This window comes from Elusimicrobiota bacterium (genome assembly GCA_016182905.1).
In the GTDB taxonomy this organism is placed as follows: domain Bacteria; phylum Elusimicrobiota; class Elusimicrobia; order UBA1565; family UBA9628; genus GWA2-66-18.
Window position 1 is genome coordinate 1 of the sequence record JACPFR010000026.1, and the last position, 22,911, is coordinate 22,911.

Annotated in this window: 13 protein-coding genes; 8 read left to right on the forward strand and 5 right to left on the reverse strand. The window is 70.3% G+C overall.

Annotated features, from left to right (window positions below):
- On the reverse strand, positions 1-245 hold a 245-nt coding region (locus HYV14_10375; protein MBI2386405.1), incomplete at its 3' end, for a hypothetical protein.
- 180 nt (positions 246-425) lie between these two features.
- Here HYV14_10375 and smc point away from each other — a divergent pair.
- Together smc and HYV14_10385 are read left to right on the forward strand one after the other, a co-directional pair.
- Positions 426-3,950, forward strand: coding sequence for a chromosome segregation protein SMC (smc, locus tag HYV14_10380; protein ID MBI2386406.1), 3,525 nt, complete (start codon positions 426-428; stop codon positions 3,948-3,950).
- A gap of 55 nt (positions 3,951-4,005) precedes the next feature.
- Positions 4,006-4,761: a metallophosphoesterase family protein gene (locus HYV14_10385; protein ID MBI2386407.1), complete on the forward strand. Its 756-nt coding sequence runs from the start codon at positions 4,006-4,008 to the stop codon at positions 4,759-4,761.
- A gap of 12 nt (positions 4,762-4,773) precedes the next feature.
- Here HYV14_10385 and udk read toward each other — a convergent pair whose 3' ends face one another.
- On the reverse strand, positions 4,774-5,409 hold the full coding sequence (gene udk, locus HYV14_10390; GenBank protein ID MBI2386408.1) for a uridine kinase: 636 nt from the start codon (positions 5,407-5,409) through the stop codon (positions 4,774-4,776).
- A gap of 21 nt (positions 5,410-5,430) precedes the next feature.
- Here udk and HYV14_10395 point away from each other — a divergent pair, with 21 nt between their 5' ends.
- The 5 genes from HYV14_10395 to HYV14_10415 all read left to right on the forward strand — a co-directional run bounded on the left by HYV14_10395 (position 5,431) and on the right by HYV14_10415 (position 17,535).
- Positions 5,431-6,978, forward strand: a complete 1,548-nt coding sequence (locus HYV14_10395) for a glycosyltransferase family 39 protein (GenBank protein ID MBI2386409.1) — start codon at positions 5,431-5,433, stop codon at positions 6,976-6,978.
- A gap of 139 nt (positions 6,979-7,117) precedes the next feature.
- Positions 7,118-7,978: a hypothetical protein gene (locus HYV14_10400; protein MBI2386410.1), complete on the forward strand. Its 861-nt coding sequence runs from the start codon at positions 7,118-7,120 to the stop codon at positions 7,976-7,978.
- A gap of 205 nt (positions 7,979-8,183) precedes the next feature.
- The gene (locus HYV14_10405; protein MBI2386411.1) at positions 8,184-8,342 is read left to right on the forward strand and encodes a hypothetical protein; all 159 of its coding nucleotides are present in this window, start codon (positions 8,184-8,186) and stop codon (positions 8,340-8,342) included.
- Between the two features lie 95 nt (positions 8,343-8,437).
- Complete coding sequence (locus HYV14_10410) at positions 8,438-9,469, forward strand: hypothetical protein (protein MBI2386412.1); 1,032 nt, start codon at positions 8,438-8,440, stop codon at positions 9,467-9,469.
- Entirely contained in the window at positions 9,469-17,535 is an 8,067-nt protein-coding gene (locus tag HYV14_10415) for a 4-alpha-glucanotransferase (GenBank protein MBI2386413.1), read from the forward strand. The genes HYV14_10410 and HYV14_10415 overlap by 1 nt, the downstream gene beginning before the upstream one ends.
- 6 nt (positions 17,536-17,541) lie before the next feature.
- Here the strand turns inward: HYV14_10415 and HYV14_10420 are convergent, their stop codons facing one another.
- From HYV14_10420 to HYV14_10430, 3 genes are read right to left on the reverse strand one after another with little or no spacing between them, the layout of a single operon-like run.
- Positions 17,542-17,970 carry a response regulator gene (locus tag HYV14_10420; protein ID MBI2386414.1) on the reverse strand — a complete coding sequence of 143 codons (429 nt, stop codon included), beginning with the start codon at positions 17,968-17,970 and terminating at the stop codon, positions 17,542-17,544.
- Positions 17,967-19,766: a HAMP domain-containing protein gene (locus HYV14_10425; GenBank protein ID MBI2386415.1), complete on the reverse strand. Its 1,800-nt coding sequence runs from the start codon at positions 19,764-19,766 to the stop codon at positions 17,967-17,969. Before HYV14_10425 ends, HYV14_10420 begins: the two co-directional genes overlap by 4 nt.
- A complete protein-coding gene (locus tag HYV14_10430; protein ID MBI2386416.1) occupies positions 19,763-20,644 on the reverse strand; it encodes a hypothetical protein in 882 nt (293 codons plus the stop codon). The genes HYV14_10425 and HYV14_10430 overlap by 4 nt, the downstream gene beginning before the upstream one ends.
- Positions 20,645-20,791: 147 nt before the next feature.
- Here HYV14_10430 and HYV14_10435 point away from each other — a divergent pair, with 147 nt between their 5' ends.
- Positions 20,792-22,780: a TonB-dependent receptor gene (locus tag HYV14_10435; protein MBI2386417.1), complete on the forward strand. Its 1,989-nt coding sequence runs from the start codon at positions 20,792-20,794 to the stop codon at positions 22,778-22,780.
- Positions 22,781-22,911: the final 131 nt, after the last annotated feature.

A 22,911-nucleotide genomic window follows, 5' to 3' on the forward strand; every position in this document is an offset into this window, starting at 1 on the left:
CCCTGGCGGAGGTCGAGGACCGCCTTGTCGAGGACCGCCTTGGTGACCGGGGCCTTGGTCTTGGGGTCGAGGGCCCGGCCGTCGTCCTCGAGGCGCCAGCCCAAGCTCGTGAGGCCCGCCTTGACCCGGTCGTCCACGCCTTCCCGGCGCCAGTCGGCCTGCGCGGTCGCGGCGACCGGGACCGGCGCGGCGAGGACCGCGGGGGAGAGGGCCAGGATGACGGCGAGGGCGAGGAGGGGCCGCATCGTCTTCGTAAGAGTAAAGAGAACGGGCTTTTTCGTCAAGGGCCCCGCGGGCCCGCCGACGGGCGGCATGACGAAGAAACTTGCATTTCTCGACGAGAAATGCTATACTGTCGTGCTGTTAACGCGACTGGCCAGTAAAAGATAGCACTCGATGGACAAACTTCGTCGCGCCGAGGTCCCATGCACCTGAAATCGATCGACATCGTCGGCTACAAGTCCTTCGCGGATAAGACCCACGTGGACCTGGAGCCCGGCATCACGGGCGTGATCGGACCGAACGGCTGCGGCAAGTCGAACGTCATGGAGTCCGTGCGCTGGTGCCTCGGCGAGATGTCGTGGAAGTCGCTGCGCGCCGACTCGATGACCGACGTGATCTTCTCCGGCACCGCCAAGCGGTCGCCCCAGTCGCTGGCCGAAGTGACCTTGACCTTCGACAACGCCAGCTCGATGCTCCCCGTCGAGTACTCCGAGGTGATGATCACCCGGCGCCTGTTCCGCTCCGGCGAGTCCCAGTATTTCCTGAATAAGACCCAGTGCCGCCTGCGCGACATCCGCGAGATGTTCCTGGATACCGGCCTCGGCGGTGACGGCTACGCGATCATCGACCAGGGCGGCGTCGACTCGATGATCCGCAGCAAGCCCGAGGAACGCCGCGCTTTCTTCGAGGAGGCCGCCGGCGTGGCGAAGTACAACGCCAAGCGCGCCGAGGCGCTGCGCAAGCTCGACCGCGTGGACATGGACCTGGGCCGCCTGCAGGACTCCGTGGCGCTCATCGAGGAGCAGGTCAAGAAGCTCGATTCCGACGCCCGCCGCGCCAAGCTCTACGCGAAGTACAAGGAAGAGCTGACGGCGATGGAGGCCGCGCACATCATCGAGCAGACCGCGTCCATCGAGGCGGAGCTGGCGCTGATGCAGGAGCGCATCGGGCCCGTCGAGGAGACGCTCGGGAACTGCCGCTCGCAGATCGCCGCCGAGGGCGCCAACCACGCCGCCCTGAACCTCGAGAAGACGGGTCAGCAGAACCAGCTGATCGAGGCGAACGCGAAGGTCGCCGAGGTCAAGACCGCGGTGGGCCGGCTCGAGGAGCGCCTGCAGAGCTCGGCGGAGTCCGTCGCCGGCATGGACGCCCGGACCGAGTCGTGCCGCGCCGAGGCCGAGCTCAACCGCGGCCGGACCGCGTCCATCGATCCTGAGATCGCCGTCGTCGCCGCGTCCATCGCGGCCGCCGAGGCGGCTCTCGCCGAGGCCAAGGCCCGCGCCGAGGCCGCCAGCGCCGAGCTGGCCGCCATCGAGGCGGCCGTGGCCGAGGCCCAGTCCCAGAAGGACTCCCTCGCCCGCGAGGCGCAGGCGAAGACGCAGGAGTCCTACGAGCTGGGTCGCGAGCTGTCGAGCGCGGAGTCCGAGTTCACGCGCGCCGAAGTGCGCGCCCGCTCCGCCCTGAAGAGCCTCGAGCGCGACATGACCGCGGCCGCCGAGGCTCGCGGCCGCCTGGACGAGGCCCGCGCCGAGTCCGTGCTCGCCGAGACCGCCTTCGAGGCGGCCCAGTCCGCCGCCGCCGCCGCCGACCTGCGCGCCGAGGAGCTGCGCGCCCGCCAGAGCGCCTTGGGCGAGGAGACCGTCACTCTGCACTCCGCGCTCGCCCAGACGGCCGCGAGAGCCGAGTCCCTCGAGTCCCAGGGCGGCCAGAACCCGTACTGGGTCGGCGCCCAGGCCGTGCTCAACGCCGGCATCGCCGGCGTGGTCGGCACCGTGCGCGGCCTGTTCCGCGTGGACGACGCCTTCAAGCCCGAGCTCGAGGATCTCCTCGGCGAGCGCCTGTTCGCCGTCGTCGTCGAGGACTCCGCCGCCGCCCGCCTGGGCGTGGAGCTGCTCCGCGCTTCCGGAACGGGCCGGGCCCGCTTCCTGGTCCTGTCCTCCTTGCCCGAGGCCGCCGACAAGGCCTATCCCGCCGAGGCCAAGCCCCTGCTCTCGCGCCTGCAGTACGACCCGCGCCACGAGAAGGCCCTGCGCTACCTCTTCGCCGAGGCGTACGAGCTCGAGGGCTCGCTGTTCGGCGAGCACTGGGTCTTCGGCGGCGCGCCGTCGAAGGACGGCCCCCAGCCCACGCTCGCCGACCTCGGCGAGATCAAGGAGAAGGTCGCCTCCCTCGAGCTGCGCGGAGCCGAGCTCGCTTCGGAGCGGGCGCAGACCGAAGGCGCGCTGACGGAGGCCCTCCAGGCCGCCCGCCTGGTCGCCGCGGCGCTGTCCCAGGAGTCCGGACGCCGCCACGGCCTCGAGGCCCGGGTGAGCCAGCTCGAGCAGTCGCTGGCCAACCACGCCCGCAACGTGGAGCTGTCCACCGAGGAGTCCGCCCGGGCGATCGCCGACGCGTCGCTGGCGAAGGAGACGATCCGCGAGCGCAAGGCGCGCCGCGCCGAGGCGGAGGCCCGCGTCGCCGAGGTCCGCCTGTCCGAGACGAACGCCGCCGAGGCCCTCGCGCTCGCTCGCGAGGAGCAGTCCGGCAAGCGCGCCGCGTTCCAGGGGCACGACGAGCGCGTCCGCGGCGTCGAGCAGCAGCTCGAGGCGCATTCCTCGAGCCGCAAGCGCCTCGACGACGAGAAGGCCTCCCTCGAGGCCGCGATCGCCCGCCTGGCGGCCGAGGCCGACGAGCTCGCGCGCCGCAAGGAGGAGACGCTCGCCTCCCAGGAGAGCATGCGCGTCGAGATCACGGCCCTCCAGGCCGAGCTCGCCGGGCACGAGAACGCGGCGAAGTCCGTGTTCGAGAACCTGCAGACTTTGCAGAACCAGCTCGACACGATGAGCGAGACGATCAAGCAGCTCCAGGGCCAGCACGACCAGGCCCAGGCCGACCTGCATCAGCACGAGGTCCACGCCTCGGCGATGAAGTCCAAGTACGACCTGCTCAAGACCCGCCTCTGGGACGAGTGGCAGCTCACGGCCGAGGAGGCGAAGAACAAGTTCAAGGGCGTCGTCGTCGAAGTCGACAAGATCGAGTTCCTGCGCCGCCGCATCGCCGCGATGGGCAACATCAACATGGCCGCGCCCGAGGAGTACGAGGCGCTCGCCGAGAAGCAGCGCTTTTTGATCGGGCAGATCAACGACCTCCTGAAGGCGAAGGACGACCTGATGGCGGCGATCGTCAAGATCAACAACGCGACCCGCGAGAACTTCCGCCAGACCTTCACCGAGGTGCGCGAGCACTTCCGCCGCCTGTACGGCGTGCTCTTCGAGGGCGGCGAGGCCGACCTGATCCTCACCAACCCGGAGGACATCCTCACCACGGGCGTGGACATCGTCGCCCAGCCCCCGGGGAAGAAGCTGCAGAGCATCACGCTCCTGTCGGGCGGAGAGAAGACCCTGACCGCGGTGGCGCTGCTGTTCGCGTTCTTCATGGTCAAGCCCTCCCCGTTCTGCATGCTCGACGAGGCCGACGCGGCCCTCGACGACGCCAACATCGAGCGGTTCGTAGCACTCCTGCGCGAGTTCCAGAACAAGACGCAGTTCCTCATCGTGAGCCACAACAAGCGCACGATGGAGGCGGCCGACGTCATCTACGGAGTCACGATGGAGGAGAAGGGCGTCAGCCAGCTCATCTCCGTCGACTTCCGCAAGAAGGTCGGCGGCACGGAGCGCGAGGCGACGAGCCACAAGGTCGCCATCCAGGGTCCTTTCGCCCCGTCCGAGCCCGGTCCTTCCGAAGCGTAGCGCCCGACGACCGGGCGCTTGCGCCCGTCTCCGGCGTCTGGTATAACGAAGGACTGTGCTCTACGGGGTCTTCTCCGACGTCCACTCGAACTACGAGGCGCTGAGCTCCGTGCTCGACTACCTCGAGGACCTCGGAGTGGAGGGCTGGATCTGCTGCGGCGACCTCGTGGGCTACGGCCCCGAGCCCGACGCCTGCCTCGACCGCATCCGGGCCCTCAAGAACCTCTCGATCATCTGCGGCAACCACGACCTGGCGGTCATCGACCGGCTCGACCTGGAGTGGTTCAACCAGTACGCGCGCGCGGCGGTGGTCTGGACTCGGGCGCACCTCTCGGACTCGAACCGCGCCTTCCTCGAGGGCCTGACGGCCCGGCTCGAGACGCCGGACTTCACCTTGGCCCACGGCACGCCGCGCAACCCGGCCGAGGAGTACCTGATGAGCCCGCTGCAGTTCCGCGACAGCGTCCCGCTCGTCAACAAATGGCCGCTGTTCGTCGGGCACAGCCACATGCCGCTCGTGTTCCGCTACGCCGAGGGGGACTCCGAGAAGGTCGACTGGCGCTCCCTGGAGGACAAGGAGGAGACGCTGCCGCGCATCTACGGAGGCGTGATGGCCCCGGTGGCGCTCAACCCGGGCTCCGTCGGCCAGCCCCGCGACCAGGACCCCCGCGCCTCGTGCGGCCTGTACGACTCCGAGAAGGGCACGTTCCGGATATTCCGCGTGCCCTACGACGTCACGGGGGTCCAGAACAAGATCCGCGCCGCGGGGCTTCCCGAGTACCTCGCCCTGCGCCTCGCCTACGGCCAGTAGCGAACGGGACGTTTATCGGAAGAAGTCCCGCACCATCCGGATCAGGCCCTCGGTCGACTTCCCGGGGATCTCCTCGCCCTCCCAGTTGATGGAGAAGTGCGCGTTGCGCTGGGTGGGCTTGACGTAGGTCTCGTACATCGGCAGCACCGTCGTCAGGATCTGGTGCTTGGCGCCCTCCACGTCGCGCCCGCGCTCGGTGATGTCGCGCGAGATGCGGCGCAGGGCCGCGGTGGCGATGCCCGTCGAGACGAAGATCTTGTAGTCGTACAGGTCGAGCAGCTCCTTCGGGTGCAGCGCGTAGAGGCCCTCCACGACGATGATCTGCGCGGGCTCCAGGCGCTCGGTCTCGTGCTTTCGCGTGTAGGCCTTGAAGTCGTAGATCGGCTGCTCGATCGCCTCGCCCGCCCGCAGCTGGTGGAGCTGCTCGAGCGCCAGCTCGAAGTCGATCGCGTGGGGGTGGTCGAAGTTGTAGGCCGTGCGCTCCTCGAGGCTCAGGTGGCCCAGCGGGCGGTAGTAGTTGTCCAGCGAGAACATCCGGCCGGTGATCCCCGCGGCCCGGCTCTGCTCGAGGACCGCGCGCGCGAAGGTCGTCTTGCCCGAGCCTGAGCCGCCGGCCACGCCCATGATGAACTTCCGCTTAGCGCTCATCCGCACATCGTACAATATGGCGTGAACGCCGAAGCCGCGCCGTCTCGAAATCCGCCGCTCCGCTCCGCGGCGCCGTTCCTCGCCCTGCTCCTCGCTCTCGGCTTCGGGCTGCGTTGGCGCGCCGCGGACCATCCCTACATCAGCCAATGGGACGAGGCCTACCACGCGCTCGTCGCCAAGAACCTGGCGGCGCACCCTCTCGTGCCGACCCTGTACGAGGAAAAGGTCCTGCCCGCCGACGACCGGGACTGGACGATGGCCGGCGTCTGGCTCCACAAGCCGCCCCTGCCGCTGTGGCTGATGGCCGCCGGCATCGCGGCGTTCGGGGAGAATGAAGCGTCGTTCCGGATTCCCTCGGTCGCGCTCGACACCCTCGCGATCCTGCTGATCTATCTCCTGGCCTTGGAGCTGTTCGGGCCGTCGGCCTCCTTGGCGGGCCTGTTCGCCGCCGCGCTCTATTCCATCAATCCGTTGATGATCCGCCTGGTGTCGGGACGCATCCCCGACGACGCGCCGCACGTGGTCAACGCGTTCTTCATAACGCTCACGGTCCTTTTGTTCGCCGTCTCGGCCCGCAGGAACAGCCGCGCCTGGGCCGCCGCCGCCGGGCTTTCGCTCGGTCTTGGGACCCTGTGCATGTCCGCCGTGGCGCTGCTCGGCCTCGCCGCGCCCCTGCCGTTGATGCTGTCCCTGCGCGGCCCCCGCGGGAGCGCCCGCCTCCTTGCCGTTTCGTTCGCCGTTTTCCTCGCCGCGGCGCTTCCGTGGCCGCTGTACTGCCTGAGCCGGTGGCCGGAGCTGTGGCGTCACGAGTCCGCGCTCCACGTCGAGCACCTGTTCAAGGCCTTGGACGGCCACGCGCATGCCTGGTGGTGGTACCTGAAGATACTCCCCGTGCAATACGGCGGGAGCCCCGTCCTCGCGTGGGCCTTCGCGGCCGCCGCGGCCGCGTACGGGGTCCGCGAGGCCGCGCGGCGCAAGGACGGCGGCCTCGCGAGCGCGCTGTGCTGGCTGGCGGTCCCATACGTCTTCTTCTCCCTCATCGCGACCAAGCTGTACGCCTACGTCGCCGTCGCGGTCCCCGCGCTGTGCCTCCTGGCGGGCTTCGGCTGCGCCGCGGCGTGGTCGGCGCGCCGGGGCCGGTACCGCGCGGCCGCCCTCGCGGCGCTGGCCGCCGCCGGCCTCCAGACGGGCGCCGCCGCCGTGGAGCGGCTCCGCGCGGACTATTCGCTGTGCCCCTGGAGCGAGACGTACGACTATCCGTCGTTCCGCCGGGAGATGCTGCGCCTTCGCGAGGTCCCGGGGCCCAAAGTCCTTCTCAACGTCGGCGACTCCAAGTCGCCGCAGGCGATGTACTACTCGGGAGCGGCGGCGTACCCGCGGGTCCCCGACGCGGCCGGGGTCCGCGGCCTGCTCGCGAAGGGCTGCCGCGTCTTCGTCCTCGTCGAGGCGGACAAGCGCGGGACGGACGAACCGGCGGTTTTGAAGACGCCGGAGTTCCGCGGGAAGATACTCTATATCCCTGTGCCTCCGCCCTTAGCCCTCGACCCGAAACACCCTTACGAAGCCTGACCGGAGGGGGTGTTTTTTCCCGGCGCTCCCGCTTGATTTAGGCTTGCATTCATTGGGACCATGTTTTAGAATCCCGCACCGGTCGACAGGCCCCGACGAAGTATTTAATGCCTGACACCGGGACGGACTCAGGAGGCCCATGAATCACGCGAAAACGCTTCTCGTTCTGGCTCTGATCCTCGCGGCCGCGCCGCGTCGCGCGCACGCCGGCTCGGAGGCGGTCGCCGTCGGCGCGGACCATGCCTTCATGAACGCCGCCTTCTTCCAGGCGCTGCCCAAGCCGGCCGCCGGCAAGTGGACCGTGCAGATGCCGAAGCCGACGGCGCAGCTCATGCCCTCGATGAACTGGTTCAGCCTCTCGGTGCTCGCCCAGCTCGGCGGCTCGCCGGCGGGCGCGGGCGCCCAGGTCGGCGACATCGATCTCGCGGCGCTCCTTAATAAGCAGCTCAAGAGCCCGCTCAAGTACGTCCTCGGCGGCAAGGAGGCCTGGGTCAGCGGCGCCTTCGACCGTCAGCAGAACGCGTACGTGTCCATCCTGGTGAGCGGCTCCGAGCCCGTGTTCTTCAACGTGAAGGGCCTGCTCGACAAGGAGGAGACGGTGACCGCCGGAACGGCACAGTACAACCTCCGCCTCTCCCCGAACGTCATCAACCAGATGAAGAGCGAGATCATCCTCGAGAACAAGGCCGACGAGGACGACATGGTCCGCATCACCCTGAAGAAGATGCTCGAGGGCGTGGGCGCGACCGGGGCCCCGGTCGCGGTCGCGGGGCAGGCGTACAAGGTGTTCTACACCGACGACATCAAGGGCGGCCGGGTGGACAAGACGGCCAAGACCTTCACCTTCATCCTGACCGAGGCGAGCGGCGAGATCCACGTGTTCCTGATCCCGGCCGAGCTGGTGCCCTCCGACAAGGTCGCCGTTTTCAAGATGTTCGCCAACGCCCGGGTCGGCCTGACCCAGAAGGACGGGAAGCTCAAGGTTTACGAGAATCCCTGATCCCAGGGGCGTCTCGGGGCGGCGGATCCTAACGGATCCGCCGCCTTTTTTTTGTTGGTTGGTGACCGTCTTGCCGGCTAAAAGTGCCAGGCTTTTAGTCATTAACGAAATTTCCATATAGTGGGCCTTTTGTCGCCGGGGGGGTGGGACCTCGGGCCCATGCCGCGGTATTGGGTGACTGCTACCATCAAATCAAGAGGTCCCAATGAAGAAAAACGCTTCTCCCAACGGCCGTAAACACGGCGTGCGCTCGAAGGTCTCCTCTGCGTACCGGCTGAGAACGACCCTCACGTTCAAGCCCGGCTTTCAGGCCTACCACTGGTCCACCGACCGCAGCCGCTCGCGTGTCGTCATCAAGCATTGAGATCGAGCTCGGCCGCGCTCGCGGCCGCGCTCTTCCTCTGTTCGGCGGCTCCCGCAAGGGCGGCCAATCCCAGCCTGTCCGCCGATTTCCGGAGCATGACCCAGTGGCTGAGCCACGAGATGGCCAACGGTCTGGCCTTCAACGCGGGGTCTACCTTCGACCCCCCCAGAGAAGTGACCGGGTGGGCCCTCCAGCCCGACCTGTCCCTCGGTATCGGCCGCATCCCGTTCAACAAATCCAATTTCCCGACCTTGACCGTCCCGGCCCTCGAGGAGCAGGGCGGCGCCAATATCTTCCCGAACCAGGTCCTCTTCCCGAACCTGGCCCTGCACTTGCGCATGGGCCTGCCGTGGCGGGGCGACGCCTATTTCCGCTTCGCCGACGCGACCACGCCTCCCGGCTACAAGATCTCCCCGACGATGACCGCCCAGGTCCAGACGAACTCGTTCGGCCTCGGCGCGCGTCAGCATTTCGACCTGTGGGACGAGGACCTGCCGAAGGTGGCGCTCGGCGCCCACTACAACCACGTGCGCGGGCGCACGCGCCTGAAGGGAAAATTCAACGTGAACGTGGACGATAACTTCACCGCCGACAGCGACCTCAACGGCGAGATCGACTGGAACCTCAACAGCTTCGCGCTGACGGCGGTCGCCCACAAGAGCTACGACAGATGGACCCCGTTCGCGGGCTTCGGCTACAACTACGCCACCGGATCGGTGCGCTCCAAGCTCGAGCTCAAGTCCCGGACCTTCCTGATCGCCGACGTGCTCGGCGAGAGCAGCGACCACCCCGAGCAGAGCCAGGGCCGCTGGATCGCGGGCGTGCAGTACGCGCGGCCCAAGTGGAGCGCGTTCTTCAACGCCGAGGTCAAGGCGCTGGGGCAGCTCCAGTATCGGAGCTGGATCGCGCAGATCGGCGTGGCGCTGCCGTACGAGATCGGGCGCGGGTACAAGATCATTTACAAGAAGCGGACGCCGGGCGTGGCGGATGATTCCAAGCGATTCAACGAGCCGATAAACGAGAAATCGGATAAGCCGACCCGGAAGTCGTCGCCCGAGCCCAAGCGTCGCCCGCTCGAGCCCAAGAAGCCCGAGCAAGCGCACCCTGACATGATCTTTTTGCAGTGATGAAAAAACATCCGTCGTCGCGCCGTTTCGTTTCCGCCGCGCTCTGCGCGGCGATGCTCCTGTCCTCATGGGGCCCCAACGTCTCGTCCGCGTTCGCTCAGCAGGTTGCCGGAAAAGTTTCGTCGATATCCGTCGTCCCGCAGCTCGGCCTGCTCCCCGCGACTCCTGGCGCCGGGTTGGGTTCCCCATCCGTTTTGCCGTTGCTGTCTTCGCCGTTGTCGTCGTTGTCCCTTTCCCCGTCTCTCGCGGCGCCGTCCCTCAACGCGGCCCGTCCCATCGCGGCGCCGGCCGCCCTCGTCGGCGTCAAGCCGGTCGCCGCCGCGAAGCCCGTTCTCCCGAACGCCGCCGCCCCGTCCGCGCTCGAGGCCGTAAAGCCCTCCGCCCCCGGCGAGTCCTTCGGAGCCGCCGCCGCCCAGGACTTCGCGGAGCGCGTCACCGGGGAACGGCTTTTGAACGGCAACGGAATGGTCGCGGACACGGGGGCCGGCGTCGACGCCTCCGTGTCCCAGTCCTTCCGCCGCTCCCAACTGACCGCCTCGCGCGAGAACGGCGCGCCCGTCATCCCGGAACCGGTCCCGCCGACCAAGCCGGAAGGCGAAAAACGCGGATTAGGATTTTCCCTCGCGTTGGCGGGTCTTTCCGGTCTTGCCTGGGGCGTGGCCGAATTCGCGCGCTGGGGCGCGCACGCGTTCACCGCCGCCCAGGCGGAGCCGACGATCGGCGGCACCATCCTCGCCGTCGCCGCGATCGGCGCGATGGCGCTGACCGGGCTGTTCGTCTTGAACGCGCTCGTCGACGCGGTCGCCTTCGTCGGCTCCGTGTGGCGCGGCCGAAAGGCCACCGACGCCGACCTCCGGGCCTTCCTGCGCGCCGAGGTCCTTGAGGGGCGCCTCGACGGCAACGCGGCGGCGCTGATCAAGCCGTACCGCCCGGACAACCGCTGGAAGGACTTCACCTTCGCCTTCGCCTCGCGCGGCCACATCTGGGTCCGCCCCGAGCTCGCGGCGACGCCGTGGCTGCTGCGGCAGATCCTGCTCCACGAGCTCACCCACATGAAGGCGAGCGCGCCGCGCGGCCCTCCGCGAGGGGCGCTGCGCGGCCTGCTGTCCGCGCTCGTCTCCGAGCTCCGCGCCCGGGCGAGCGAGTTCAAGGGGCCGCGCGCGCTCAAGCAGATCAAGGTGTCCGGCCTGCAGCGCGCCCTGACCCAGACCCAGACCTCCCTTCGCCTCTCCCGCCCGTACGACGTGCTCGTCCTCAATCCCGACTCGAAGGAGCTCGAGGACCCGAAGCTCTACGCCGGCCTCTCCGACGGCGCCGCGCGCGTCACCGCGCGCAGCGACGACGAGCCCCAGAAGGCCCTCGCGGAGTCGGCGAACCGCTACCGCGCGATCGTGCTCGGCCGCGCGACCCGCGCCCTGCCGGAGCCGAAGTCCAAGGACGCCCTGCGCCTGCAGGAGGTGCTCAAGCAGCTCGACAGCCTCTACGTGCTCGCGACGCGCCTCGTCGTGCGCGGCGAGGCGTTCAACGGCACGAGCGAGTCGTCCGCCTGGACGGACCTCGTCGAGCGCGCCCAGCGCCTGCGCGAGAACGGCTCGAGCCGGGCGATGAGGGCGTTCGAGGGCGAGGTGCGCAAGCTCTGGCGGCAGATCGCCTCCCAGCGCCTGAAGGGCGTCGGCGTGTCGAGCCTGATGGACGGCCTGTACTCCGGCCTGCGCGACCGCGGCTTCGCCTTCTTATCCTTTGGTCCGGACGACGTCGGGGTCGTTTCATGGGAGAAGCTGCTGCGCTATTGGGAGTCCGCCGACGGCGGCCAGTTCAAGGTCACCCGCGTGGACCTCGAGGACGGCGGCCACCTTCTCATCCTGAGGAAGGTCGAGGCCCGCGTCGGGCTCTGGCTGCGGCCGATCCAGGGCGGGCGCATCGCGGCCTCGGTCCCGAACGCCTCGTTCACCGAGGAAGGCCGGGCGACCGCGCGCAAGTCCCTCGAGGACGCCGGCTTCGGCCAGCAGCTCGAGCTGTTCGACAAGATGGAGGTCGCGGTGCGCCACGTGTTCGGCGCGGACGTCGGGCGCCAGGAGATCTACGTGACCGTGCCGCGCCGCAACGCGAGCGCGATCCGCAAGTTCGTGAGCGCGAGCGCCGAGATCCTCGGCTCCCAGTCGGACTTCCAGCCGCACCTGATGGATTCCGCCGAGCTCCAGGGCGTCAAGCCGGTCTGGAAGCTCGGCATCACCGGCGCGGCCGGCTCGATCCTGTGGATCGACACCGGCGCGGACTCGACGCACGCCGACTTCGGCGGGCGCCTCGACGTGGTCGACATGGTCGACGAGGGCACCGAGGACTGGATCGGCCACGGCACGCACGTCGCGGGCACCTCGATCTCCGGCAACGAGGGCTTCCTCGGGATGGCTCGGGGTGCTGCGGGCACGATGGCCAAGGTGTTCTCCCGCGACCAGCCCGGCGCCTCGGACGGCGAGATCATGGGCTCGGCCGCCATCGCGCAGAAGAAAGGCGTCGACGTGATCAGCCTGAGCCTCGGCAGCCGCGGCTCGTCGGCCGACAACCTCGCGGACTTCTTCTCCCAGCTCACGAGGCAGAAGAACGCGGCCGGGGAGTACCCGATCGTCACCGCGAGCGCCGGCAACTCCGGCCCGTTCGACCGCACCTTGAGCCAGCCCGCGGCCGGCGTCGAGGTCATCGCGGTCGCCGCGGCGGCCAAGAGCAAGGACGACGGCGTCCGGGAGATATCCTTCTACAGCTCGGTCGGCCCCGACATCGACCGCCGCTACGCGATCAAGCGCTTCCGCTTCAAGCCCGACGTCACCGCGATCGGCGGCGACGTGACGACCACTCCCGGCTCGAGCAACGTCTACAAGGACGGCGTCTATTCGGCCAAGTCCAAGGACTCGCCGCGCTCGGCCTCCGACCTGGAGGACGGCAAGCACACCGGCATGTCGGGCACCTCGATGTCGAACCCGTCCCTGGCGGGCATCGCCCTGCTCGTGAAGCTGGCGATGCGCTCGGCCGGGGCCATCACGCCCTTCGTCGCGGAGAACATGGCCTTCGCGGTGAAGGCCGTCCTCATGCGCACGGCCAAGGACATGGGCGTGCCGGTCTGGTTCCAGGGCGCGGGCTTCGTGGACGCGATCGCCGCCGTCTCGCTCGTCGCCGGCTCCGGCACGCGCGCCCTCGGCGCGGGCGCGCTGAACCTGTGGCGCCGCCTGACGGGCGCGGCCGCGGCTCCGGCCCCCGGGGCGTGGGCCTGGCTCGAGCGGCTGAAGGCCGTGCAGGACGCCGAAGACCGCGCGTTCCGCGAAGCGGAGCTCGCGAAGAGCGAGGCGCAGGCCCTGCAGGACGGGGAGAACCCGGAGGAGCCCTCGGAGGAGCCGGTGGACCGCTCCGCCGTCGGGAACGCGATCCAGGCCGAGGTCGCCAAGCGTTTCGCCGCCGCGCGCGATCTGGAGGTGCCGGCCTTGCTGTCGGCCCTTCGAGACGAGGTGTGGCTCGTGCGCCTGCGGGCGGCCTCCGCGCTGATGAACCTGAAGTCCCCGGCGTCGGCCGCGGCCCTCGCCGAGGCGGGGCTCAACGACCCCGATCCTCGCGTGCGGCAGATGGCCTTCCTGGCCCTCGCCGAGATCCCGACGCACGCGGTCGACGCCCTGCTGAGCAAGGCCGCCGCGAACGAGTCCTGGGACGTCGGCGTCTACGCGGCCTACGCGCTGGCGCGCCGCGGCGACCGCTCGGCGATCGCCCGCGCGGTCAAGGAGCTCGGCAACGCGGACAAGCGCGCGCGCTTCTCCGCGGTGTGGCTGCTCGGCCAGACCGGAGCCTACGCGACCGCGACGGAGGCCGAGGGCCTGTCGTCCCGCGTGCGCGACCGCGGCGAGCGCGGGAACATCCGCCATCTCGCCTCGGCGGCGCTCTCGAACCTCGCCGACGCCGCGCCCGAGACTATCAGCGACCGCGTCGTCACGGACCTGCTCGACGCGGCCGGCCCCGAGAACCTCGCGCTCACGCGCACGATCGCCAAGGTCTTCCCGGTCGCGGTCCGCAGCAAGGCCTTCGTCGCGCGCCTGCGCGCCGAGCCCCTGAAGCCCATCATCACGGATTTCGTCGTGAGGAACCGGGACGCCGTCAACAAGCCCGGCGCGCTCAGCGAGCTCGTGCAGCTGCTGGCGCGCGCCGCGGGGGTGCCCCTCGACGCGCCGACCGCGCCGATGGACGCCTCCGGCTCGGGAGTCTCCGGAGTGGACGAGGCGATGGGCCCGGTCGACCTGATCGCCCTGCCTCCGCCGGGCGAGGGCTCGATCGACCGCGAGACGCTCGCGCGCTTCGAGACGACAGCGAAGGCGGCCCTGCCGAAGGCGGGCGCGCTGTGGCTGTCGGTCCCCGAGCACAAGCTGTACGCGCTGACGATCGCCCTCGAGCACCGCGGCTGGACCGTGCGGCGTTCTCTCCCTTATTACCCGCTGTCGAACGCCCCGGCCGAGCCGGGCGGAGCGACGATCGACCTCGGCGACGGAGAGGCCCGGGCCGAGATCCCCGCGGGGGCCGACCTCTCGCTCGTGCGCGTGCGCGCTTCCGGCGGCGTGTCCGAGGCGCGCGTGATGGAGGCGCTCGAGCGCGTCGCCGAGGCCGCGCGGGGCAAGGGCCCGGTCGTGATCGCGCTGACCTTGGCCGCGCCGACGACGCGCCGCACCCCGCTGTCCCTCCTGATCGGCCGCCTCGTCGCTTCCGGGATCGGCGTCGTGGTCGGCGCCGGCAACGCCGGACCGGCGAGGGGCACGGTGGCGGCCCCGGGGAACTCGGGCCTGGCCGTGGTCGTCGCGGCGGCGAGCTCGGACGGCCTGCAGTTCTACTCCTCGCGCGGCACCCCCGAGGCGCCGATCGTCGCCTGGACCGATCTCGTCGACGACCTGAAGCCCGGGGAGGCGCTCGCCGCGGCGGCGGTCGCGGCGGCGGACGCCGTGCTCGGGACCCCGGCGCCCGCCCCGGCGAAGGTACTGGGGACCGCCGCCGCGGCCGAGCGCACCGCGGCGAAGCTGGCCGAGCTCGCCCGCGCGCTCGCCGAGGGCATGAAGGCGGCGGGACGTCCGCTGCCCGACGGCTGGTTCCTCTACCTGGCCTCTTTGGTGAAGCGCACGGCGACGCCGCTCCCGGCCTACGGCGAGCACGAGGTCGGCGCGGGCCTGTTCGACTCCCAGGACCGCGCCCTCGACGCCCTCCGCGCCCGCCTGCACGACCCCGAGTCGATCGTCCGCGAGGCCCGGGCCTTGGCCGACGAGGCCTCGTCGCGGACCGCGACGGCGCCGGCGCCCGCCGCTTTGACCGCCGGCCTCGCGAGCCGCGCCGCCCGCGCCGTCCTGAGCGGCCTGCTCGCGTTCGCGCCCGTGCCGCCGTCGCCGGCGGACGGGGCGGACGCGCCGGCCGAGGACGCCTCCCGCTGGTGGAAGGACGGCTCGGCGACGCGCACGGCCGAGACCGTTCCGCTCTATGCCCTCCGCTCTTCCAAAAAAACCGACCCGGGAGTCGGCAAGTACTCCGACCTGGGCCGCTATTACCGGGAGGAGCTGAAGGGCCAGGGCGTCGACGCCGTCCTGCTCCTCCCGCACTTCGCGACGCTCGACGAGAGCCCCTACGCCCCGGTCAGCCTGTACGCGCTGAACGAGGATCAGATCGACTGGGCCCGGGTCGACGAGGTCCGCGACGACCCGGCCTTGGCGGCGCGCGTCGTCGCGCCTTCGCAGAGCGTGGACTATCCCGCCTTGCGCGCGCGGGAGAGCGCCGTCGCCCGCGAGGCGTACGCCCGCTTCCAGAAGGCGGGGGACTCCCCTCGCGCCCGCGCCTTCGCCGAGTTCGCCGCGAAGAACGCCTCCTGGCTCGAGGAGTACGCCGAGTTCATGGCCCTGTCCGCCCTCATCGGCAAACCCGCGCTCGACTGGAGCGCCGAGGATCAGCGCGCCGCGCGCGCCGCGCCCGAGTTCCCCGTCCTCGTCGCGGTCCGCCGCTGGTCCCAGTGGCTCGCGCGCGGCCAGCTGAAGGCCGCCGTCGCCGAGGTCCACGCCGCGGGCGGCAAGGTCCTCTTCGACATCCCGATGTTCCGCGCCAAGAACTCCGTCGACGCCTGGAAGCGCCCCGGCCTGTTCGCCGACCTGCGCACGCGCAACCCCGGCATCATCAACGCCTGGATCCACGAGGACTGGAAGGACCTGGCGCTGTGGCGCTGGTCGGAGCTGCGCAAGGACGGCTACGCCGCCTCGCTCGACCCTTATCGCCACTGGCTCGACTTCGGCTTCGACGGCGCGCGCGCTGACGCGCTGCACTTCGCCTACAAGTTCGGCAACGGCCAGCTCGCCAGCGGCGACGAGCCCGGCGACGAGTTCGTCGCGGCGCTGGGCAAGGTGCTCGGCGCGCGCGGCGCCTTCCCGCTCGCCGAGGCCTTCGAGGGCAAGGACGCGGACGCCAAGCGCCTCGGCTTCCTCACGGTCGGCGGGGACTGGAAGAAGGTCAGCTCCCACGACGATCCCCGCAGCCCCGACTTCCTCGGCCGCTACTTCGCCGCCCGCCGCGAAGGCTCCTCCGGCGCGAACGCCAAGTTCGTCGCCTACACCCTCGGCGACGAGTGGCGCGACCCCTTCGCGGTCAAGGAGATGCGCCGCGGAGTCTCCACCTGGCGCTACCGCATCCCGCTCCCCGAGGACGCCGACTACGCGAACCGGGTCCGTTCCGACGCGCGGCCTCAGCTGCGCATGCTGAAGGCGAGCCGCGACGGAGACGTGTGGCGGGCCCCGGAGGCGGCGCTGGCGGCGTTCACCGCCGCCGCCGCCGCGTTCGTCAAGCGCGACGGGGACTCCGTGCAGATCTGGGCGGCGAGCATGGACTGGTTCCTCGAGGAGTGGGGGCGCGACACCTTCATCTCCCTGCCGGGCCTGCTGCTGACGACGGGGCGCTTCGACGACGCCAAGTCCGTCCTGCGCCGCTTCGCCGCCTTCGAGAAGGGCGGCCTGATCCCGAACAAGACCGACGGGAAGAACGCGGAGTACAACACCGCCGACGCGCCGATGTGGTACGTCCAGGCGGTCAAGTCGTACGCGGAGGCCTCGGGCGACTGGGCCTTCGTCGACGAGATGGCCCCCGTCGTGCGCCGGATCATGGCCGGCTACGAGAAGGGCGCCTCCTACGAGCGCTACGGGCGCAAGAACAGGATCTACATGGACGCCGACGGCCTCGTGGTCACGCCCGCTCAGGCCACCTGGATGGACGCCGACCCCGAGGGGCGCGACAAGCCGGTCACGCCGCGCGACGGCAAGACCGTCGAGATCAACGCCCTCTGGTACGCGAACCTGCGCTTCCTGGCCGCGCTCGAGGCCCGGGCCGGCGACGCGGGGGCCGCGGCCGCGCGCGGCGCGCTGGCCGACAAGGTGAAGGCGTCGTTCAACGAGAAGTTCTGGTTCGAGACCGAGGACAACCGCCGCGCCTGGGGCGGGACCGGCGGCGCCCTGCGCGACGTCGTCGAGGGCGACCCGCACGGCGAGGCGATCCGCCCCAACATGCTGTTCGCGGTCAGCCGCGGCGGGGACCTCCTGAGCCCCGAGCGCCGCCGCGCCGTGATGCTCGCGGCGACGCGCGACCTGCTGACCCGCAAAGGGCCGCGCACGCTGTCCGGCCGCGACAGCGGCTATCGCGCGCGCTACGACACGTCGAGGCCGCCGCTCGAGAAGGACCAGGCCTACCACCAGGGGACGGTCTGGCCCTGGCTGATGGGCGCCTTCGCCGAGGCGCTGGCCCAGGTGCGCCGCGACATGGGCTGGGACGAGGCTCGGACGGGCGCCGAGACCCGCGCGCTGATCACCCCGCTCGTCGAGGCGCTCGCCGGCGTCCCGGAGGGCTCCCTTCCCGAGGTCTACGACGGCGGCGAGGACGACCCTGCGCTGAAGGACTTCTCCCTCGACGATCCCGCGGGCCTCGCCCCGGTCTTCAGGAGCGCGGGCCCCGCGCAGAAGCCGGGCGGCACGCGCTCCCAGGCCTGGAGCGTCGCCGAGATCCTGCGCCTCCTCGCCCGCTGAGCCGGTTCACGGGCAGGGGCGGTTGAGCAGGAGCCAGTACAGCCCCAATTCCTTGACGGCGGCCGCGAAGGCGCCGAAATCGACCGGCTTGCAGACGTAGCTGTTCGCGCCGAGGTTGTAGCTCTTGATGCGGTCGTTCTCCTCGTCCGAGGAGCTGAGCACGACCACGGGCAGGTGCCGCGTGCGCTCGTCGCCGCGGATCCTCCTCAGGACCTCGAGGCCGTCGATCTTCGGGAGGTGCAGGTCGAGGAGGACCACCATCGGCCGCAGCGTCGCCGGGGACCCATCGGAGCCGTGGAGCAGGTCGAGCGCCGCCTGGCCGTCGCGGGCGACGACGACCTCGTTGGCGACGCTGCTCTTGCGCAGGGACATCAGCATGAGCTTCTCGTCGTCGGTGTTGTCCTCGACCATGAGGATGACCTTGTTCTCGATCATGATTTTCGCTCCCACAAGGTGAAATAAAAGACGGCGCCGCGCTCCACCGCGCTCTCCGCCCAGACGCGCCCGCCGTGGCGCGAAACGACGCGCTGGACGGTGGCCAGGCCTATGCCGGTGCCCTCGAACTCGTTCGCCGCGTGCAGGCGGGTGAAGGGCTCGAACAGGCGCTTGGCCAGCGCCATATCGAAGCCGGCGCCGTCGTCCCGCACGAAGTAGACGATGTTCCCGCCCCGGTCCTTCGCGCCGAACTCGATGCGGGCGGCCGCGTGCTTGCTCGTGTACTTCCAGGAGTTGCCGAGGAGGTTGACGAGGGTCACGCGCAGCAGGTTGGGGTCGCCCCACGCCCGGATGTTCGGGGCGACGACGAAGTCGACGCGGCGGCCGGGCTCCGCCTTGCTCAGCTCGTCGCCGATCGCCGCCGCCAGGGCGCTGAGGTCGACGCTCTCGGGGCGCAGGACGGTGCGCGTGATCCGGGAGAGGTTGAGAAGGTCGTCGATCAGGTGTCCCATCCGCTTGCTTCCCTGGCGGACCCGGTTGAGATAGTCTTTCCCGGCCTCGTCGAGCTTGCCGGCGTATTCGCTGAGGAGGAGCTGGCTGAAGCCGTCCACCGCGCGCAGCGGCGCGCGCAGGTCGTGGGCCACGGAATAGCTGAACGTCTCGAGCTCCCGGTTGGACGCCTCGGCCGCGAGCTTGGCCGCGAGCAGCGCCTCCTCGCTGCGCTTGCGCGCGGTGATGTCCTTGGCCACGCCGATGAAGCCCCGGAGGCGGCCGTCGCGTCCGTGGAACACCGACGAGGAGTAGAGCGCCGGCATGCGCCCGCCGTCCTTGGTGCGCAGGACGACCTCGGCGTCGCGGACGAGCTCCTCCTTCGGAGGAGGGTCGAAGATCGAGGCGAGAGGCCTGCCGACGACCTCGGCCTCGCCGAGAGCCTCGGCGGCGGCGCGATTGACGGTCTGGATGAGGCCCTCGGGACCGGTGACCACGAGCATGTCGTCCATGTTCTCCAATACGCCCTCGACGTACTCCTTGGACACGGTCGTGCGCGCCAGCTCGCCGCTCATGGCGTTGAAGCTCTCCGCGAGCTCGCCGAGCTCGTCCCGCGAGAGGACGGGCACCTTGACGTCGAACTGCCCCCGGCCGATGCGCGCGATGCCCGCCATCAGGCCGTGGATCGGCGCCAGCATGCCGCGCGCGAGCAGGACGAAGAGGCCGCAGACGCTCGCTCCGATCAGGACGACGATCAGCGAGATGTCCCGGAGGATGCGCGTCTCCGTCTCCTCGGGCACGCGCAGCGGGACGGCGAGCTTGAGCGTTCCCATGCGGCCTTTCATCCCCGCCCGCAGAGGGCCGGAGAGCAGGAACTCCTCGTCCGCGGCGGGGGGCCAGACCGGGACGGTGATGAGGAGCACGGGCTCCCCGCGCACGCTGGCCTTCTTCAGCCGCGGCTCTCCCGCGCTCAGGCCCGCCCTCGTGAACTCGTCGTCCTCGATCCGGCCTTTTTCCGTGACCGTGGTGTGCGCCAGGATCTTCCCGTCCGGATCGAGCGCCGCCGCGTACAGCGCGCCCTCCTCGCGCTGGAGCTTCTGAAGGACCGGAAGCAGGTCCATCTCGCGGCGGGACGCCATGGCCGCGGCCAGGTCGTGCATCGAGGCGAGCGCGAGCACGACCGAGCTCTTCTCGATCCCGCCGATGATGATCGAATGGACGGAGCCTTGGATCAGCACGAGCACGAGCCCCGAGCCGAGGAGCCCCGCCGCGAGGATGAGAGCCAGGAACTTGGTCTGGAGCTTCATCGCAGCGCCTCGATGTCCTTGCCGAGCGCGTCCGGGTCGATGACGAGGCCCGCGTTCCGCGCCGATTCGAGGTTGACCGTGATCGAGGTCCGCGTCGGATAGACGATCTCGGGCAGGTCCTCGCCGGCGAGGGCGCGCCGGGCCAGCTCCGCGGCGAGGCGCCCTTCCTCCTCGGCGCCGACGGACACCGCCGCGGCGGCGCCGGCGGCGGCGAGGCCCCGGGTCGGGGCGTAGAAGGGCACGCGGTTGTCCCACGAGAACTGCTTGATGGTCTGGAAGTTCTCGGGAGTGGCCAGGCTCGGATCGGGGGCGAGCCAGACGGCGTCGGCCTTGGCCGCCAGCAGGGCGCGGAGCGCGTGGGGGACGGCGCTCGATCCCGCCGCGCGCGGGGCGACGATCTCCATCCCGACCGCGGCGCCGGCCCGCCGGAGGTCCGCGACGTAGCTCGCCGTGTCCCTCCCGGCCGATAGGACCGCCAGGCGCTTGAGCCCGGGCTGGAGCCGGCGCAGCTCCGCGAGGAGCCTTCCCGGGGCCGGCTTCATCGACACGAAGACGAACGGCCCCCGGTGACGCAGCCTCGTCCCGAGCCCCGGCGCCATGCAGGCGATCAAGGTCGCCTCGTCCGCGTAGGCCTGGACGGCGGCCTCGCCTCCGAAGGCGACGACGACGCGCGCGCCGGAGGCGGGCGCGCGCGCCGGAAGCCGGACGGGCGCGACCTCCCGCCCGATGGCCTTGAGGAAGCCGTCGAAGGCCGCCTGATAGGGGCCGGGCGCGGAGCTGAGGACGGCCGCGATCTCCTGCGCCGGAGCCGGAGGCGCGGCCGCGAGCGCCGCGAGCAGCAGCAAGACGGACGGCGCGGCGGCGCGGTCGTGGGTCATGGTCGATGCCCGATTCTAACCGACTCCGCCGCCCTCTCCCATGGACGCCGTGTCGCCGTCTCGTGACGACGGCGTCGAGCCGCGTCTTGACATTTAATTCACCCCGTCGTTATGGCCCGGGACGCGGCGATGGCGTATCTTACGGCGATGAAAGCCTCAAAGGAGGCCGCGCTCGCCGTCCTATCGGCGGTTCTCGCCGCGTCCTCCGCCGTCGCCCAGGGCCGCCCGGCCGACGGCGACACGGACTATGATTTCTTCAAGTTCATGCAGACGGAGGCGGCCGTCGCGTCGACCCGGCCCGAGCCCCTGTTCAAGACGGTCTCCACCGTCTCCGTCATCGATCGCCCGATGATCGAGGCTTACAACTTCCTGACCGTGTCCGAGGCCGTCTCGGTCGCGGCCGGCCTCTACATGACGCGCACCACGTTCATGAACACGGTCCCGGCGGGGCGCGGCGTCCTCCCCTCGCATTACGCGAACAAGGTCCTCATCATGATCGACGGCATCCCGTCATGGCTGTCGACCACCGGCGAGGGCTTCCTCGACCGGGTCCACATCAACGACGTCGAGCGCATCGAGGTGCTGAAGGGGCCGTCGTCCGTGCTGTACGGGAGCAACGCCTTCTCGGGCGCGATCAACATCGTCCTGCGCCGGCCGCGGGGGGCCCGGGAGAAAGTCCGCCTTCACGGCGAGTTCGGCGTCCCCGCCGCGTACCAGGCCGGCGGGAACTACCAGTCCCGGGAAGCCGGCCGCTCCTTCTTCGTCGCCGCCAACGCCGCCGGCGAGCGCGGCCGGAGGGTGTCGTTCACCGACGAGACCGGCGTCTCCCGTGGCGTCGACGACCTGCGCTATCCGCGGGGCGGGAACTTCACCCTCGCGGGGGCCTACCGCGGGCACTCCGTCCTGTTCAACGGCTACCAGGACGAGTTCCTCGACCTCGAGGGCGCCGTGCCCCAGTTCGCCCAGGGCGCCGGCCGGCTCCAGAAGCGGAGCGGCTATCTGGCCAATTATTCCCTCGACGCGCCGCTGACCGACGCGCTGGACCTCGGCTGGTCCGCGACGTACGACTGGAACGAGCGCGATTTCCCCCGGACGCAGGACGAGACCGAGGCCACCCGGACCTCGGGCTATCGGATCCACAACCTGGTCAAGATCGACGCGCGGCCGTCGCCGGCGCTCGAGCTCGAGGGCGGCGCCGACTACGACTACCGCTGGGTGGACTTCTACAAGACCTACGACCCGCGCAGCGGCGCGGTGATCAGCGGCACGAACCTCCACGGCCGCCAGGTCTTCGAGTACTCCGCCTTCGCCCAGCTGGGCCTCGACAAGGACCGCTGGAAGGGCGCGGTCGGCAGCCGCCTGACCCGGAACCAGTACTTCGGGACGAACGTCGCCTCGCGCGGCACCTTGATCTACCTGATCGACGAGGACAACAGCGTCAAGCTCATCGCGGGCCAATCCTACAGGAGCCCGTCCATCTTCGAGCTCTTCTTCCTCAACCCGACGCGCTCCGTGGCCGGCAACCCGCGCCTGCAGCCCGAGCGCTCGGACAGCGCCGAGGTCGCGTACCTCGCGCAGCGCAGCCGCGCGTCCCTGCAGGCCGTCGCCTACATCGCCCAGTACAAGAACAAGATCGACCGGGTCACGAAGGACGTGCTCTTCGACGACGGCGTGTTCGTGCCCGGCGTCCGCAAGTACGAGAACGGGGGGAAGTTCAACGCGGTCGGCGCGGAGCTCGAGGCCCGCTACCGGCGGCCGGAGGACCTCGACGCGTTCGCGGCGGTCACGTACGTCCGCAGCCGCGACGGCTGGGAGACCAATTTCCGGTTCGTCCCGAAGATCGCCTTCGCCGCCGGCGCGGCGAAGACTTGGGGGCCGGTGACCTTCTCGGGCGTGGTCCGCTACCGCGGCGCGACGGCCGGGCGGCTCGCGGCCGTCTCCCGCCAGTCCTCGGGAGACCTGAGCGCGGCCTACGAACGGCCGAAGTCGAGGATCAGGCACGTGCTGGCGGTCAAGAACGTCGCCAACCGCCTCACGTATTTCCCGGAGTACGTGCGCCAGACCGGGCCGTTCCTCAACGAGCTGCCCTCCAACGACTACCGCAGCATCGTCTACAGCGCGCAGGTGCGCTTCTGATATGGACGAGCCGAGTCAACTGCGCCGTCGTTGCTGACGACCGGACCGTCCCTGGAAGATCCTGGACCCGAAGGCGAAGCTGATCTCGACGGTCGATCATTCTGATATTCGCGGGTTACGCTCGCGCGCAG